The organism is Anaerolineae bacterium (assembly GCA_016931895.1).
Lineage (GTDB): Bacteria > Chloroflexota > Anaerolineae > 4572-78 > J111 > JAFGNV01.
Map to the genome: position 1 here is coordinate 1 of JAFGDY010000289.1, position 17,803 is coordinate 17,803.

The 17,803-nt window shown below is 55.2% G+C and carries 10 protein-coding genes; all 10 read right to left on the reverse strand.

The genetic code is table 11. The features are described 5' to 3' along the window. Positions 1–1,245 (reverse strand): Stp1/IreP family PP2C-type Ser/Thr phosphatase (locus JW953_22020; protein MBN1995381.1); only part of this gene is annotated, 1,245 nt, incomplete at its 3' end. Positions 1,246–1,422: 177 nt separating this feature from the next. Then, complete coding sequence (locus tag JW953_22025) at positions 1,423–2,865, reverse strand: Stp1/IreP family PP2C-type Ser/Thr phosphatase (GenBank protein ID MBN1995382.1); 1,443 nt, start codon at positions 2,863–2,865, stop codon at positions 1,423–1,425. Between the two features lie 2 nt (positions 2,866–2,867). Next, positions 2,868–3,413: an FHA domain-containing protein gene (locus JW953_22030; protein ID MBN1995383.1), complete on the reverse strand. Its 546-nt coding sequence runs from the start codon at positions 3,411–3,413 to the stop codon at positions 2,868–2,870. 9 nt (positions 3,414–3,422) lie between these two features. Further along, the gene (locus JW953_22035) at positions 3,423–6,038 is read right to left on the reverse strand and encodes an alpha/beta fold hydrolase (GenBank protein MBN1995384.1); all 2,616 of its coding nucleotides are present in this window, start codon (positions 6,036–6,038) and stop codon (positions 3,423–3,425) included. Then, positions 6,035–6,517, reverse strand: coding sequence for a hypothetical protein (locus tag JW953_22040; GenBank protein ID MBN1995385.1), 483 nt, complete (start codon positions 6,515–6,517; stop codon positions 6,035–6,037). Before JW953_22040 ends, JW953_22035 begins: the two co-directional genes overlap by 4 nt. 147 nt (positions 6,518–6,664) lie before the next feature. Then, complete coding sequence (locus JW953_22045; protein MBN1995386.1) at positions 6,665–8,563, reverse strand: protein kinase; 1,899 nt, start codon at positions 8,561–8,563, stop codon at positions 6,665–6,667. A 40-nt stretch (positions 8,564–8,603) separates the two neighbouring features. Next, a complete protein-coding gene (locus JW953_22050; protein MBN1995387.1) occupies positions 8,604–10,166 on the reverse strand; it encodes a serine/threonine protein kinase in 1,563 nt (520 codons plus the stop codon). A 32-nt stretch (positions 10,167–10,198) separates the two neighbouring features. Continuing rightward, positions 10,199–12,811: an NPCBM/NEW2 domain-containing protein gene (locus JW953_22055; protein MBN1995388.1), complete on the reverse strand. Its 2,613-nt coding sequence runs from the start codon at positions 12,809–12,811 to the stop codon at positions 10,199–10,201. A gap of 54 nt (positions 12,812–12,865) precedes the next feature. Next, the gene (locus JW953_22060) at positions 12,866–14,914 is read right to left on the reverse strand and encodes a serine/threonine protein kinase (protein MBN1995389.1); all 2,049 of its coding nucleotides are present in this window, start codon (positions 14,912–14,914) and stop codon (positions 12,866–12,868) included. Between the two features lie 26 nt (positions 14,915–14,940). Continuing rightward, positions 14,941–17,781, reverse strand: a complete 2,841-nt coding sequence (locus JW953_22065; GenBank protein ID MBN1995390.1) for a protein kinase — start codon at positions 17,779–17,781, stop codon at positions 14,941–14,943. Positions 17,782–17,803: the final 22 nt, after the last annotated feature.

Below are 17,803 nucleotides of genomic sequence, written 5' to 3' on the forward strand. Positions count from 1 at the left end.
CCAACGCCAGCGGAAGGTAGTGGGCCGGCCGGTGAAGATGGACTCATCCTGTTTGGGCGAGAGCAGGGTAGGCGAGACGAGCAGGGTGGGGGTTATGGTGGGTGAGGCAGCGGCTGTTGGGGTGGGGGTAGTTATGGGAGAGGTAGCAATAATTAAAGTGGGTGTAGGCGGGATGGGGGTGGGGGCTTGGGTTGGAGATGGTTCGGTTGTGGGCGTTTCGGTCTGAACGCCGATGACGGTATCGGACGTTTGCGCTGCGGGTTGAATTTGCGGCAGGTTTTTGGTGATTGTTTCCCGCGCCTTTTCGCCGCCGCCCAGGGCCATTACAATTACCACCACCGCCAATAAGGCTATCAACAATGCGGCAATCACTAAAGGCAGGCGGTTAGATTTGGGGCGGGCCGCGCCTTTGAACGCGCTCAGGCCAATCACGGCGGCGGTGATGTTGTCCGGGCCGCCGCGCTCATTGGCCTGGGCTATCAGCCGGTTGACGGCCGCCTGCGGCCCGGCGCCGGATTGCAGCGCGTGTTTGATCTCCTCATCGCTGACCACGCCGGTCAGGCCGTCGGAGCAGAGCAGGTAAATGTCGCCGGGTTGGGTTTGGAAGTGGTTGAGATCGGGTTCAACCTGGGGTTTGGCCCCAATGGAGCGCAAAATAACGCTGCGATTGGGGTGCGCGGCCGCTTCTTCTCTGGTAATGGTGCCCTGTTTGAGCGCCTGCTGCACCCAGGAGTGGTCTTCGGTCAAGGGGGTCAAGTGGCCCTGCCGCAGCAGGTAGGCCCGGCTGTCGCCCACCCAGGCCACGTGCAGGGAGCCATTTTGCAAAACGGCGGTGACAACGGTGCTGCCCATGCCCTGTAATTCGGGATGCTCCTGAGCGTAGCCGTACACCGCGGCGTTGGCCCGGTGGATCGCGTTAACCAAACGCTGGCCGGGGTCGGGCGCGGGGTCGTGGTAGTAGTGGAACATAATTTCTCGCACCACCATCCTGCTGGCCTGCTGGCCGCCCACGTGCCCGCCCATGCCGTCGGCCACAATCCAGAGCGGCCCCATTTGCGTGGCGCGTTCGGCAATCTGGGCATACAGATTTGGGTCCTGTTTGGCCACCTCCTTCAAGTCCAGGTAAGAGTCCTCATTGGCCTGACGCTGCTGACCAATATTGCTTTCGCCGTAGGGCTGAATTTTAATGGGGCTGCGGGCCGCGGCCGGTTTACTGCGGGGGTTACGTTTGGGTTTTTTGGTCATATTATGCGCCTCTCTATCTTTTTTGTAGTTGCCTCAGGCATGTCATTTCGAGGAGCGTAGCGACGAGAAATCTTTTCAAAGCCGTACCTTTAGAAAGAGATTTCTCAGCCTGACGGCCTCGAAATGACATTTTTAGAAACCTTTGTCAGGATGGCTAAATAGAAACTTTTTTTTAAACTAATAAGGTTGTCCATTTTCATCCAAAATCTTTTCGGGATTGGTCAAAAACAGGTAGGTGTTATCGGCTTTCTGCCACTGCCCCCGGATAAAAAACGGGGGAGAAAAGGGTATTTGCGGCAGAACGGTTTCCGGGGCCTGGTTAAAACGGATGTAAAAAGCGTTCTGGTTGGATAAACTGGTCTGCACCAAAACCTCCTGCCCGGTGGGCGAAAATTGGTCGCACCACAGATACCAGTTGACGCCATTGTACGGAAAGGCTTCGGCCTCGATGAAATCGGCTTCCACGTGTTGGGGGTCGGCGGCGGGCCGCCGGCCGTATACCACCACCAGGTTGTACAACAAGGGCGCAGATTCCGGAAAAGTTTTGCCGCCGCCGGGCCGGCAGTAAACCAGATATTGCCCGCCGGTGTTGCGCGCCGTTAATTGCCACACCTCGCCCTGCCGGGCGACCCGTTCCAGCCGGCCGCTAAACAATAAACCGGGCACAGGCGGCGAGGTTATGACCGGCTGCGGCGGTTCGTAGGGCAGGTCGTTGGTGAAAAAGAAGCGGACCACGGCCGCCAGGATGACCACCGCCAGCAGGCCCAGCCCCAGGGCCATCAAGGCCAGCCCGGGCCAGGCTCGCTCCGAGCGGTCCAGTAAATTTGTCAACCAAAAACGGCGCGCCCCGGATTTGGGCCGGTATCCCACCAGCGCGGTAATGTTATCCGGGCCGCCGCGCTGATTGCTGCGGGCTACCAATTGCTCGGCAGCCTGCTGCGGCGGGGCCTGGGCCAGGATGGCGGCAATCTCCTGGTCGCTCAAGCAGTTGGTCAGCCCATCGGTGCAGAGCAAAAAGGTGTCGCCGGGTTGCCAGGGATAGGCGCCAATGGAAACGTCAACCGCCGGCCGCCGGCCCAGGGCGCGGGTCAAGACCCCTTTTTGTTCGTGTTGGGCGGCTTCCTGGGGGGTCAGCACGCCCGCCTTCACCTGGCCGGCCACCCAGGTATCATCTTCGGTCAAACGCTGAAAACGGCGGTGGCGCAGCAGGTAGGCCCGGCTGTCGCCCACGTGGGCAATCATCAGCCGGTTTTGATAAATCAGCGCGGCCACCAGGGTGGTGCCCATGCCCTGCCATTCAGGCAGTTGGGCGCGCTGATACACGGCCTGGTTGGCGGCCTGGACAGCGGTCTCAAGGACCTGGGCCAATGCCTGCCGCGGTTGGTTATTGGCGGCTTGGTAAAAAACGGTTTGCACTGTTTCCACGGCCAATTGGCTGGCCACGTCGCCGGCCCGGTGGCCGCCCATGCCATCGGCCACTACCCACAGCCTCCCTTGCCGGCGGAGAACGCCGGCCGGCCGGCGCGGCGGCAGCCCCAGGGCGTCTTCGTTATGTTCGCGGGCGCGGCCGGGGTCGGTGCAAAAGCCGATTTGGATGGCTGAAGCGGCCTTTCCTTTCATTGTTATCTTACCTGTACCCTGGTTTGTCCCAGGCGCAGGTCATCGCCGGGGTGTAGATAAGCTTGCGACACCCGGCGGCCATTAACCAAAACGCCATACCGGCTGCGATTGTCATACACCTGCAAATATCCCTGTTTGGGGCCAATCCAACAATGATGCCGCGAGACCATGGCGTCGTGTAAGCAGAGTTGGCAATCGTGGCTGCGCCCCACCCAGCAGCCGGATTGGTGCACCGGCAGCCGGTAGATGGAGCCATCGGGATTGGTGATTTTAAGCGACCAAGCGGTGGGCAAACGATAGGGCCTGGGCCGGTAGCCGGTCAGGCGGGTAGCGTAATGGCCCATGGTGTGGCGGCGTTGCGCCCCACCGGTACCCAGGTTCAGCAAAGCGATGACCGCGATCACCAGCAGAATAACCCACCAATACTCGGCGCTTACGGCAAACACCAGGCAGCCGCCAAATAAAAGCGCCAGCAGAATAAAGGGGGCGCAGCCCCAGAGAGCCTGTCCCAGCACCACTCCCATGGCAATTTCAATGATATTTTTCATAAACTCACCTCAATTTATCCTGAAAATAATCGTTGTGTCGCCAATGGTAATCTGGTCGCCGTGGTTGAGTGAATATCGGTTCACGCGCTGGCCGTTGACCAATGTGCCATTAACGCTGTTTAAATCTTCCAAAATATATTCCCGGCCAACCCGCTGGATGCGGGCATGATGGCGAGACACGTTAGCGCCGGGCAAAACCACATGGTCTCGCGGGTGGCGGCCAATGGTAATGAGGTTGTTGGCAAAGCCCACCAGCCCTATTCCCGGCGCTTCAACGCCGGGCAGTTGGGCCGGGGGTCTGATTGCTGCCGTCCGGCGCGGCTGGCGATACAGCAGCAGCAAAACAAGGCCGCCCAAAACGGCCACGCCGGTAAGAAGATAAAGCGGATTAAAACCCGAAGCCGTCTTTAAGGTGCGGGTAGACACCAACACGTTAAAGTCGGTGACGCCGGATGGCACTTGCATCCCCGTTACCGATAGTTGCCATTGACCGGCCGGCGGGCGTTGGATAACCAAATACACCAGATTGCCAAACTCGCGGCGCACGGAATTTGGATAATTGGCCTCTACCGGCTGGCCCCGGGGGTCTATCAACTGCAAAGCCAATTGGCTGCCCGGCCAGTTCAAACTGACGGTAAGCTGCTGCGCCCCCCCGGCTACCTGAAACCCGTTCAGATTGACGGTTTCATTCTGTTTTATTTGACCGCTGTATTGGGTAATTAATTTTCCCAGGGCCTGGTGACGAGATTGCAAATAAACCGTAGATAGTTCAAAGGCATTTTTAGCATTGTAATACCGGCCGCAGCCGGAACCGGCGGCAATTTGCTGCAAAAAAGACTCGTCCAACGCGCCGGATGCGCCCAGGGGGGCGGGGCGGCCAAATCCAATGGTAAAGATGCAAATATTGGCCGCTTTAGCCCGGGGCACCTGTTGGTTGAGGATTTCATCCTTTAAATCATCCACGTACTCCAATTCATCAAATATAAAAGGCGGCTGGGGATTGGCGTCGGAGGTGGTGGGCTGGCCGTCGCTCAAGAGCAGCAGGATACGGGCCGCGCCTGAAGGCGCGTTTTCCAGAATATCAATGCCCCGGTCCAGACCGGCGGCCATATTGGTCTGGTCCAGCGGGGAAAGCTGGCCCATCATCCGGCGCGCATCGTCCGGGTTATGGCTCAAGGGCAGGTTAATTTTGGCCCTGTTGCTAAAACTGACCACGCCTACCTGGTGCGCGCCGGGCGCGAGCGTATTTTCGGTGTCAATCAGGTTCAAAATATCATGGCCGGCGGTGATGGCGGCTTCAATTTTTCTGGCTCCGCCCGGCTCCGGTTCTTCCATACTGCCGGACACATCAAACACCAGAGCCGTGGCGGTGTGGCCGCCGTCAACCGGCTGAATGTCAATCACCGGCTCAGGCTCAATGACCGGAGGGGGAACGGTAGGCGGTGTAACTACGGGCGGCTGGTTGACCGCCACATATTCATTTTCCAGAAGTTCCAGGATTTTTTGGCGCACCTCTTCCTTTTGATGGATATTGGTATGGAACAAGGCTCCAGCCAGAGGTAACATTTGGTCCAGATTGTCCAGTTTGATCTCCGGTTTTAGCAGCACCGCCTGGTAATGCAGGGTTATTTCGGCGTCGAAACCAAAGGGTTGGTAGTAAGGCGGATTGGGGCCGCTCCGGCCGCCCAGGTTGGGGATGGTGGTGGCATTGTCTTTACTGACCACCCAATCGCCCACGCTCAAAACCTGGCCCGAGGCTACCGGCATATCAAAAAATTTGGTAGCCACATTCATGCCAATATCGCTGTATAACAGGTAATAATCAATATCATTGGGATTGGGGCGTTGGTTCAAGGTTTTAATGAACTCGCTGTTGGGGTCCAGCTGCTGCCCGGCCGGGCTTTCGGGATCAGGGAGCAATGAAATCATATCGGTTGACGCGCTGACAAATTCTTTGATAAAACTGCGAATCACCGGCTTGGCCATTTTATTTGGCACCGCCCGCGTCAATTGCTCGGCTACGGCGTCGGCGCCCTGGTTATACAGGTTAATGTATTCGCTGCCGCTGTGGGGCGTGGCCAGGTCTATGAACCGGCCAATGTTGCCCTGGTATTGGGTTTGGCGCGGCCCGGCGTTGTGGCGATAAGCCAGCAGTTGGCGCGTCACCAGCCCGCCCAGGCTGTGAGCCACAATGTCCACCTGGCCGCTGCCCCCGCGCTGCCGGTCCACCTGGCTTAACACATTGACCGCTTCCATCAGGTAACGGGCGGTGCAGGTCACATCGGCCTCGCCGTCCGGCTGGCCGTTAGGGCCGGGCGGGTAACTCAAACGATGCACCAGGCTTGGGTCGTACTTTTGAATCAAACGGCCATACAGGCTGTGGGGGTCGTTTTCATCGCCCCACATGCTCGCGCTGCTGTTGAAGCCATGCACCAGCACCAGGGGATGCTGTTCTTGGGCCGGGTTGTTATGCTCCTGCGCGTAGGCCAGCAGTTCCTGGCCGTAGGTCGTGGGGTCGCAGGCAGGCGCTTGCGCTGCAACGGTTCCTGCCGAACCCGATATCAGGCTGAGACCAAACCACAGCAAGCCAAGCAACAGATAGCGGCGGTGATAAGCAGTTGTCATGGGCATGCCTCAACTTCGATGGTGGCAAAGAGCCACCACTTTCCTTCTTCCAGGTAATAGCGCAGCACGTAAAACTGGCTGGCTCGCTCGCGGGCCAGGCGAACGCAACCATCGGCCCATTGGCCGTTCCAGGGGTCTGCGCTCATAATGGCGGGCGGTTTGAGCACCTCCACCGTTTGCACCGGGCCGCCGGCGGTCTCGGCAGCTTGCATGCCCTGGCGAAAGCTATCCTCAGAGAACATTTCCTGCAACGAGGGGCCGATTTCTCCCTGGAGGGCTTCGGGCTGATTGTTACGCATGGCCTCTACCACCCGTTCCTGCACCGGCCCCGGTTGGGAGCGGTCAGGCGCGGGCGTGGCGGTAGGAACGGTCACTGCCGGCCGGCGCTCCTGCCGGCTGAACCAAAGCAGGCCGCCCACAACGGCGATGATAATTAATGCGGCAATAAGGAGGGGGGTGTTGGTTTGTCGTTGGTTCATTTTTTCACCTAGAGCCTATCCAAAACATGAGCCAGACGCCTGTAGATAATCCTATTTTGGCAATAGATTAGTTGAACAATATGAAACCCAATATTTTTACCCGGATAATAAATTATCGGATTTGGTCACAAGTTTAACCTAACCCACTCACTCGAGGCCGAAGATAGTAAAATCCTGGTAACGGACTACAGCGCCATCAACAAATTCACCATTAATAAAATCTGTAGCCACAGCGATATCACCATAATTGGTTCGCGCCGATAGATCAAGGTAGGCAACCTCGTCATTGATATAGAGTTCACCCCCGTCATCTTTAACAATCATAACGACGACATTGGCCTCGTTATCGCCAGTATTCAAATTAGAAATTGAGCCGCCGGCGATAGAATTATTTGGGCCATTCCGTAACTCCCATGTGTTATTAGAGAAGATGATCAGACGCAATTGCTCATCATACCCTTGATGACGGAATGAGAAACCATAATTCCAAGAGTTGGTTGATGCTGAATAGGGATTAAAGAATATCGCTGCCACTAAAAAATCACGCACAGAAACCCCGGCGAAATAATCTTCAATTAAATCATCATCTTCCATAACCAATTCGCCACTTACCGGACCAAATAAAGGCAGTAAGGGGGTTGGAGTCGGTTCGGCCTGGACAGCAGCAACTGCTGTAGCTGTGGCTTCAGCGGCCCGGGCTGTGGCGGCATATTGGGCCTCGGCCGTAACGGCCATAGTAGTGGCCCAAGCTCTGGCCGAGGCTGTTTCAACCGCTTGGGATGTTGCGACGCTTTCTGCTTTAGCGGTAGCTATTCGTTGGGATTCAAGAGTAAATTGAGCCAAGACTGTGTTTTGCATTTCCACGGTAGCTGTATGTTGGGCCTCAATAGTGGCCGTTTGTTGAGTTTGAGCGGCAACTGTGTCTTGGGTTTGTTGGGCTATTGCAGTGCTTTTTGCCTCAGTAGTGGCCGTTCGCTGGGCCCCAAGAGTAGATTGGGCGGCGGTTAGCCTAACTTGAATTGTAGCGGTTCCTTGCGCCTCAACGGTGGCAGTATAGCCTGACTGTATGGCATTTTGACTGCTTATAGACGTAAACACCATTAATAATATCACCAATACAGCCGCTGCGCTGCCAGCCCAAACCCAAACCGGCACACGCTTCTTGAGTACATTTCGGTCGGGAGTGGGGGTCGGCAGGGGCGTTGAAACAGGCGTTTGAGACGACGGCGATGCGGATTGCCCCCGACCAGTATTATCTAGAGCACGGCCAAAGTCGGCGACGGTGGGAAACCGCTGTTCCGGCTCTTTGGCCAACGCCTGCCCCAAAACGGCCTGGTAAGGCAGCGGCAGCCAGTTTAAATCTGGAGACTGGTGGACGTGCTGATATAAAATAGCGTGCGAGGTGTCGGCGTCAAAGGGAGGATGGCCGGTCAGCATTTCGTAAGCCACCACGGCCAGGGCGTACTGGTCGGTTTGGCCGCTCACGGGCTGGCCTTTAGCCTGCTCCGGGGCCATGTAGGCCGGCGTGCCGACCATGGTGCCGGTGCGGGTCAGGCGGCTGCTTTCGAGGGCGGCTTTGGCAATACCAAAATCCGTTAAAAAAGCGTGGTCATCACGAGTCACCAAAATATTGCCGGGTTTTACATCGCGGTGGATAATGCCCTGGCTATGGGCGTAATCCAGGGCGTGGGCTATTTGGCCGATAATGTGCGCGGCGCGAAACGGCGGCAGCGGGCCTTGCCGCAGCATGTCGGCCAAGGAAACGCCGTCAATATGGGCCATGGCGATATAATAAACCCCATTGGCCTGGCCCACGTCGTGGATGGTGACAATGTTGGGGTGAGTCATTTTGGCAGCAGCCCGCGCTTCTTGAAAGAAACGCTCAACAAAGGTGGCATCGGCGGTTAATTGGGGTAATAACACTTTGAGGGCAATGTCGCGGTCCAGCGACTCCTGGCGGGCGCGGTAAACCACCGCCATCCCTCCTTCGCCAATTTTGCCGGTAACTTTATATTGTCCAATCGTTTGACCAATGAGATTTGTCATGCTGAGTTCCTTTTATGAGGCAAGCAAACATAAACACCTGTTACTCTTCATATACAACCAGATTATCAAATACCACTCTTACACCGCCTTGTTCACCTTCTGTGCCAGCAGCCAAGGCCAGTTCAGTAACAATAAAAGGTTCAGCGGTTTCGAGAAGAATCATCGGCTGATTATTCACATAGAAAGTAAATTTACTATCCTTAGCCTGAACTGCCAACAGATTTATTCTTCCCAGCTCGTTAACAATTACTGAATTTTTTGTCCAATTTTGTAGAGTATGCCAGGTGCCATTCTCTGATTTTTGCACACAAAAATAACCCTCACTGGAAATTGCAAAATATATCACATCCCTGTTGGAGTTGAGGAAAAAGAAACCGTAGTTATTATCACGCGATCCCGCGATAGGGGCTGCTTTTACTTGTACCGTAAAATCAGTCAACTGTAGAGGAGAGAGATAAGTAGAAGATTTTGTATAATATGGCTGTTCAACATAAATAGATAAAAAACCGTCCAATATCTCAATGACTCCTATATCATTTTCTAGCCACCCCCATCGGCCCTCGTTAATGCTGAAATCATCTGAAATGATAGGTGTGGAGGTAGATATGAGTGAAGGATTCCTTTGGTCGGTCAAGACAGACAAAACCAGAAGTAAGATGACCACGATGGCGGCAATGCCGCCAGCCCATAACCAAACAGGCAGTCGCCTTTTTGGCAAACGCTGGTCAGACGAGACAACAGGCCTTGGCGGCGGCGTAGTTGAAACAGGTGATTGAAGGGATACCGGGGTGATTTGCTCGCTGGCTGCAAATTGTAAAGCCTGTCCAAACTCACTCACCATCGTAAACCGTTCTTCCGGCGTCTTGGCTAAGGCTCGCTGCAGTACGGGATGATACGGCAACGGCAACCAGCTTAGATCCGGGGCTTGATGCACGTGTTGGTATAAAATGGCATGCGAGGTATCGGCGTCAAAGGGGGGATGGCCGGTGAGAGTTTCGTAGGTCACTACAGCCAGGGCATACTGGTCAGTCTGCCCGCTCACAGGCTGGCCTTTGGCCTGCTCAGGGGCCATGTAGGCCGGCGTACCGACCATAGTGCCGGTGCGGGTCAGGCCGCCCTCGGTCATGGCTTTGGCAATGCCAAAGTCGGTCAGCCAGGCGTGGTCGCCTTCGGCCACCAGGATATTGCCGGGTTTCACATCACGGTGAATCACGCCCTGGCGATGGGCATAATCCAGGGCGTTGGCCATCTGGCCGATCAGGTGGGCCGCGCGGGCCGGGGGCAGCGCATGTTGAGTTTGCAAAATTTGGGCCAGGGAGTGGCCTTTAATATAGGCCATGGCAATGTAGTACCCCTGGTCAAACTCGCCCACGCTATAAACAGTAACAATATGGGGGTGCATCATTTTGCCGGAGGCGCGGGCTTCTTGCATGAAGCGTTGCACAAACACCCGGTCCCGGGTCAATTGGACCGGCAAGATTTTTAGGGCCACTTCTCTATCCAACGCTTCTTCGTAAGCGCGGTAGACTACGGCCATACCCCCTTCGCCGATAAAGCCGGTAATGTGGTACGGGCCAATGGTTTGGCCGATGAGTTCGGTCATAGTTAGCTCCAGAACGGTGAAAGTTGTTTGGGTTAGCGCACCAACGGGTCGCCCCAGATTGTCCAATCGCAGCCGTTGTTATCGGCCGGGCCGTCATCGGTGATCAGGGTTAATTGTTGGCCATTGGTTATGCTCACCTGAATGTTTTGCGGTTCGGAATAACTGAACATGGTGGGGCTGTGGTAGATTTCATTGCCGTCCAGTTGCATAATGAACTCCGCCCCATCGCCACACTCAATGGATTGCACCATGCCGATGGTGGCCAGGAATTCAGAGAAGTTCCCGCCCAGATTGTAGACCAGCATGGAGGGCGCATGCGCGTAAAGGCCAAGCGGATATTCAACATTATGCACAATGATAGGGTCGCCCGCATGCACATTGTCAGACTCGGAATCGGAATCAAAGGCGTATCTTCCAATAGAGAATGTCTCATAACCCACCTGTACGGCCTGGGGCTGAAATTGCGAAAGATAGCCATGGGTGGCAGGTGTGTTTGCCGACGCAGCGGTAGATGGTTCAACTTGCCCAATCCGCACATCGTCAATGTAGCCAACAATGGCGTCTGTGCTGTCGCTCCAAACGCCGACATAGACCGTAAAGTTGGCATTTTTGAGTTGTTCGGCATCAACCGGCACATGCGAACCGGCCACTTGGCCGTCAATATAGTAGGTGAATGTCATCGAGCCTGGGTCTAACTCGATGCGGAAGGTATGCCACTCGCCATAATTTACCTGTTTTCCCTCCGCATCATAACTATGCTCTTCTTGCCAGGGCCAGAGTGTATCAAAACAATAAGCCCAGCCTTCATCGCCGATACCACATTCGGCAAACCAAGCGTCTCCTACCACCAGATCAGCGTTAAAATGTAACTGGACATTACCCGAGGCATGTTTGTTGTTATCCAGCATGAGTTTCGCTTCAAAAAAGGTAGGCGAGTTTGAGGTTAGAGTGCGTAAGTGGACATATTCATATTTATGCAAAGCCAAATTTGTGCCTTCTACTTTTCCATCTTTGGTTATGACCAACATTCCCTCTCTTTGCTCAATTTGATTGGGCGGGTCGCTCCAATACGTCCATAGACTTTGATTAAAACCGCCGTCGTGGGCGGGATTGTTGAAATTATCGTACACGGTTGGGTCGGCGTCCATCGTCGCGGTAGGGGTGGGGGTGGGACGAGGGGTACTGGTGGGTTTTAGGGTTGGGGTAGGCTTGGTTGAAGCTTCAACTTCTGTCAGTTCATCCAGAGAAATATTCAGTTCCAGTTTGTCAACCGCTATCCAACCCATCCGGCCAGGGGCCGTTATTTTTACCCATGTGCGCTCTTTGTTAACCGCCAACAAATCAAAGCCGTCTCCGCCTTGTAAAATTTCTATTGCTTCAGCAGAATCTCCTGGCCCGTCACGGAGATAAGCAAAGTATGTTTTTACTACGGCATCCCAATTATCTTGAGATGAGCCATCATTTTTGGGTTGGCTTTTGGGGGCGTTATCCGGTACCGGCGTAGGACGAGGGGTAGACGTTGGGGCCAGAGTAGGAGTTGGCGTTTTGGTCAAACCGACCGCTAAAAGGATGCCGGTTTGAGGTTTTTCTGGCTCATGTTCTCTCTCCACCATGGTTAAACCAATGGCCACGGCCAAAACCACTACCGCCGCCAGCGCCCCCCAGGCCCAGATTGGCAAACCGCCCGGTTTTGGGGTGGAGCCGGGGCGCGGGCCGGTCGAGGAACGCGAGACACCTGGATGGGAATCCGTATCGCGGCGCGATGCAGCCGGTTGAGGGGAAGGCGAGGTCTGGGAAAGAGTGGGGGCAACCGTCTGGCCTTGTAAGGCCTGGCGCAAGGCGCTTACGCTTTCCCATCGTTCCGTGGTTTTCATGGCCATGGCTCGCAGCAGGGCGGCCTCAACTCCCGGCGAAATCTGCGAGACCACCTGGCGCGGCGGGATCAGGGGCCTGTCCCCGGATATCAACACCGGCGCTTCCGGCGGCACCAGGCCGGTCAAGAGGGTGTATAGCGTGGCCCCCAGGGCGTAAATATCGCTCCGGGCGCTGGTGGAAAAGCCATACTGTTCCGGCGGCGAGTACCCCGCGGTCACGGCTCGCGCCCCGGTCATGGTGCCCTGCCCGGCCAGTTTGACCAGCCCAAAATCAACCAGCACGGCTTTGCCCTGCGGGGTGATTTTGATGTTGGCCGGTTTGATGTCGCGGTGGATGATGGGCGGGTTTTGGCGATGCATGTACTCCAGGGCGTCGAGGACCTGGCCCAGCCAATTCAAGGCCACCTGTTCGCTGAGCAAGCCGGAACGGCGAACAATGGTTTCCAGGTCGTCCCCTTCAATATACTCCATCACCAGGTATTGCCGGCCGGTTTCGTCGTCAAAAAAATGGTCGGATACTTTGGGTAGATTGGGATGAGATAATTTAGCCAGCAAGCGAGCTTCGTTTTCAAACTGGCGGCGAGACTCGCCCTGCCCCATCTGGCCCACTTGCAGGTTTTCTTTTACGGCCACCGTAATCCCCAGGCGCGTATCCTCGGCCCGGTAAACCCGGCTCATGCCGCCCGCGCCAATCACTTCTAAAAGGCGATAACGGCCGCCAAGAACCGCGCCGGTGGGCAGAGGGTCAAACCCCATCATCGTATTGGTCATTGCTGATACCTTTCTCCAATTTATTTGGAAACATTCAACCGAAGGTGATCTAACCTACCGGTCAACGCGAAATCTAACTAAATCGCTGGCGGTAATTTCACCCCGGCTGCCGTAGGCTTCTAATAAAATGTAACAGTTGCCCCTGATGGCCATAGGGCCGCTAACGCACGCTCCCGCCGGGCCAAGCGAGTCCCATTGACCCAAAACAATATCCTGGCCGCTATTCCCTTCATGCGCAATGGCTTTGGCCCGGGCCGGAATAGCCAAGCGGAAGCAGAATTCCACCCCTTCACCGAAAAGGTAAATGCTGTCGGGACCTTTATTTAAGGTAGCCTCGGCTACTTGCGCCGAAACAGCCGTTGGTTTGGGCGGCGGTTTCGGAGTGGGGGTAGAAGTAGAGATAGGTGTAGCAGCAGGAATGGGGGTAGATACTTTCACCGTTGCGGTTTGGCCGGGCAAAGACCACAACTTAAAATCATGCAAAGCCACATGATTGCCCTTAAGCCCACTGGCGTAAATGCCCACTTTCCCTTGTTTGAATGTGCCGTCCACAACAGAACCGACATGCATATTGTTAGCATACAAATCAATTTTGGCTCCACTGGCCACTACCTGTAAATGGTTGGGGCCGCCGTCTATTAAAGCCGGCGACTGTTCCCACTCTAACAAAAAATCCCATTCGCCATCTTCTTGTTTGCCAATGCTAAAAAAATCTTCACTGATTTCGGCCGTATAATAATTGTGTTCGTCAACCATTCTAAAAATAAGGCCATAAGAGTGATCTTTGTCGCCCGCCACCAACTCGCCCCTGGCTTCAACGGCAAAATCCCGGTAAATTGTTTCATCCGGTAAATCCCAGGTGGCCCCATTGGAATCAAACCAATCAAAATGGTATAAGCCATCCCGGCTGTAGGAAATGAAATCCCCCTGGTCCAAAGGGCCAACCACCCAACTGGCGGCATCTATCTGGCTGTCTTGAAACAGGAGGTCATCCAGAGGAATCGCGGTGGCTGTAGCCGCCAGGGTGGGAGTGTCGGCTCTGGCCAGGGTTGGAGTTTCTGTGGGGAGAGGGGTAGGGGTAGGCGTTGCCGAGGGAGGCTTTGAGGTAGGGATAGACGTGGCAGTTTTGGGAATAAGGGTAGGGCTGGCGACACGGCTGATTTCAGGCGCGGATTTTGAGCCGGCCATAAAGACCACCAAGAGAATGAGACCAATGATAATCGCTCCGCCAACCCACAACCAAAAGGATTGATTGACTTTGGTTTGTGGCTTGGAGTAGGGTGTTGCAGAAACGAACTGACCCTTGAGCGCGTTTTGCAGCGACCGGCCAAATTCGCTGACAGAAGTAAAACGCTGCCCGGATTTTTTGGCCAAAGCGCGCTGCAAGACTGACTGATAAGGCAAAGGAAGCATGGAAAGATCAGGCGGCTGGTGCACATGTTGATAAAGGATGGCCTGGGAAGTATCGGCCTGGAAAGGCGGATGGCCGGTCAGGGCTTCATAGGCTACAACGGCCAGGGCATATTGGTCGGTTTGGGGCGTTACCGGCTGTCCTTTGGCTTGTTCTGGAGCCATGTAGGCCGGCGTGCCTACCATTGTGCCGGCGCGGGTCAGCCCGCTGCTCTGTTGGGCGGCTTTGGCAATGCCAAAATCGGTCAGCCAGGCCTGATCACCTGCGGCCACCAGAATGTTGCCCGGCTTAATGTCGCGGTGAATGATGCCCCGCCCATGGGCATAGTCCAAGGCCCCGGCAATCTGATTAATGATATGGGCCGCCCGTACCGGGGGCATAGCTCCTTGTTGCAATATATCGGCCAGCGATGCTCCTTCGATATAGGCCATAGCAATATAGTAAAGGCCATTGACCTCAGCCACATCATAAACATGCACAATATTGGCGTGATTCATTTTGGCGGCAGCGCGCGCTTCCTGTAAAAACCGCTCAATGAAGGTGGCGTCGGCCGTTAGCTGCGGCAGCAGCACCTTCAGGGCAATCTGGCGATCCAGCGACGGTTGGTAGGCCCGGTAAACCGCCGCCATGCCGCCTTTGCCAATTTGGCCGGTGATTTTATATTGCCCAATTGTTTGTCCAATGAGATCCATGCTCAACCTCTTGATAAGGAATAAACTTACGGCCCCCAAGAAATCCTTTCGGTGGTCCAACTGCGATCACCGGAAGACCCCCATGGGTTGGCGCTTGGGAAATCAAATAGTTTTTGGGGTTTGCCGCCAACGGCAGGAACAAGCCAAATGCCCCACACCCCATCCCGGTCGGAGACAAAAGCCACCCACTGGCCATCCGGTGATACGGTGGGCAAACCATCGTTAGATGACGGGCTGTTTGAAAGGTTAAGGGGAGCACCGCCTTCAAGACTGACGGCGTAAGCCTCCCAATTTCCGTCTATGCTGCCGGCGGAAAAATAAAGGTTTTCGCCCAGGGTGTCGCTGGGTAAAGCATCCGGCGAGGCTAATAACAAGCGCGGTTTTAAACCGCCGCCATCTCGGGGGGTGGCCCAGGAACCAATCAGGTAGATGCCATCTTGACTTGAACCCATTCGGCGGAAAGCAAGGTTTTGTTTGCCGTCCGTGGTCCAAACCGGCGACTGAGCCACCAATTCGTGGTCCGGCCCCGTTATAATGCCGTAGGTAGAAATGTTTTTACATTCCTCGGCGTTTTCATACTGCGGGCGTTTGGTTGAACATTGCACAAACAGAAACGAGTTCCCGGCTCGTCCCGGCACCAAATTGGGATTGCCGTAAACAAATCGAGTGCCATCCGGGTCCCAGTAAGGATGTTCGTCCGTTGGAGAGTCGCTGACCAGGTCAATCTGGTCAAAGTAGCGGCCGGCCATAACAATATTATTTTGGCCGCTAACGCTATCTTGACCATTGGCCAAAAGGCGGCCATCACCCTTGAAAAAACTGGGCTGTCGCGCTCTTTGCAGGGCCATAAACGGTTTGCCGTTGGGCAATTCAGCCACCCAAATATCAAAGTGCCCCACCCCGTCGTCAACCGGAAAGGCAATTCGTCCGGCAGGGGCGCCGGGGGGTTGTTTGGTCGGTGTTGTTATTGTGGCGGTAATGGCCTCCTGGGGTATTGCTTCGGCTACATCCGCAGCGGTTTTGGTTTCGCCTGATACGTCATCAATATAGATGGCTCCTTGACCCTGAAAACTGTCGGGAATATCGTCCAACACCAGGGCGTTGAAACTAAGGGGATAATCTATAGCGCCGTTGTCGGGGCCGCTAATAGCGGTATGGGGCCATTCCCCCTTTGGGTCTAACCAGGCGGTCATTTTTTGCCAGCCGGTGTGCTCAATTTGACCCAGGGGCGCTTGCCAGACCTGGCCTTTAGCATCTTTAACCCATACATTAAGATAGTGACCAGAACCATCGCCATAAACCCAGGCTGAAATGGCATTTGGCTGCCCGGGCAGGGCGTGCGATTGCTGGAACACCACAAAATCATTATCCTGGCCAGGGAATCTGTACATAAGCTGGCCGGCGTAATGACCGTTATATTTTTGAACAGAGGAGCGATGGAATTCGCCGTTGGGCTGATCCCCCCTCCGCCATGTGTTTTCACTTTCAAAATCTTGCAGGAGAGACGATGACGGGCCAGAGGCCATGTTTATGGTTGGTGAGGGCAAGGTAGGCGCAAGCGTAGGCGCAGCGGTGGGTGTATCGGTGGGAACGGGGGTATCGGTGGCCGTAGCCGTAACCACCTGAATAACCGGCGTGTTTTGATTTTGATTGGCCAGGGTGGCCAGCATGGCGTTTTGGGTAGCCATTTCAGCATCCCGGGCCGATTCGGTGGCGGCCCGGACCGCTTCTGTAGCCGCCTGCGCCGCCTGAGTAGCGGCCTGAACCGTTCCTGTTTCTACCAAAGCCAGTTGCGCCGTTTTAGTAGCCTGAACCGCTAACGCCATAGTCGTGGCGTTTTGAATATCTGTGGCCTGCGCCGGAGATTTGTTGCTGAAAAACGACAACAGCAAAATTAATGTTACCACCACCATCGCTATTCCGCCGCCCCAAATCCAGGCCGGGAACTTCTTTTTGGCCGGGGGCGAAAACGGTAAAGGTGTGCCCCCGTACGGCAACGGTGTGGACTTAACGCCGGGCAGGGGCGTGGCCGGTGTAGGATAGGCAATCACCTGTCCTTGCGCCGCATGTTGCAGGGCCTGGCCAAATTGGCTCACTGTGCTAAAACGGTGACCCGGTTCTTTGGCCAGAGCGCGCTGCAAAACAGATTGGTACGGCGCAGGCAGAACGGTCAGGTCTATTGGTTCATGGACATGTTTATACAAGGTTGAATAAGAACTATCCTCAGAAGAGAAAGGAGGTTTGCCGGTCAATCCTTCATAGGTAACAATGCCTAACGCATACTGGTCTGTTTGCGGCACCACCGTTTGCCCTTTGGCTTGCTCCGGGGCCATGTAGGCCGGCGTACCCACCATCATGCCCGTTCGGGTCAGTCCCGTTCCCTGCTCCGCCGCCTTGGCAATGCCAAAATCGGCTAAAAGCGCGCGGTCATGTTCCGCTATGAGGATATTGGCCGGTTTAACATCCCGGTGAATGATGCCCCGGCGATGAGCATAATCTAACGCTTCAGCAATCTGGTTGATAATTTTAACCAACCGGGCCGGCGGCACTTCTCCCTGTGCCACCAGATTGGCCAGCGAAGTTCCCTTGACGTACGGCATGGCGATATAGTAGACATTATCCAGCTGCCCTACCTCGTAAATAGCCACAATGTTGGGGTGGTCCATTTTGGCGGCGGCGCGGGCTTCTTGTAGAAATCTTTGAACAAAGGTGGCGTTACGAGCCGTTAGTTCCGGCGGCAGTACCTTAAGGGCAATGTCCCGGTCTAACACCTCTTGATAAGCCCGATACACCACGGCCATGCCCCCTTCGCCAATTTTGCCGGTGATTTTGTATTGTCCAATGGTTTGACCAATAAAATCTGTCATGGTTTTTCTCTCTAAAAGGTAG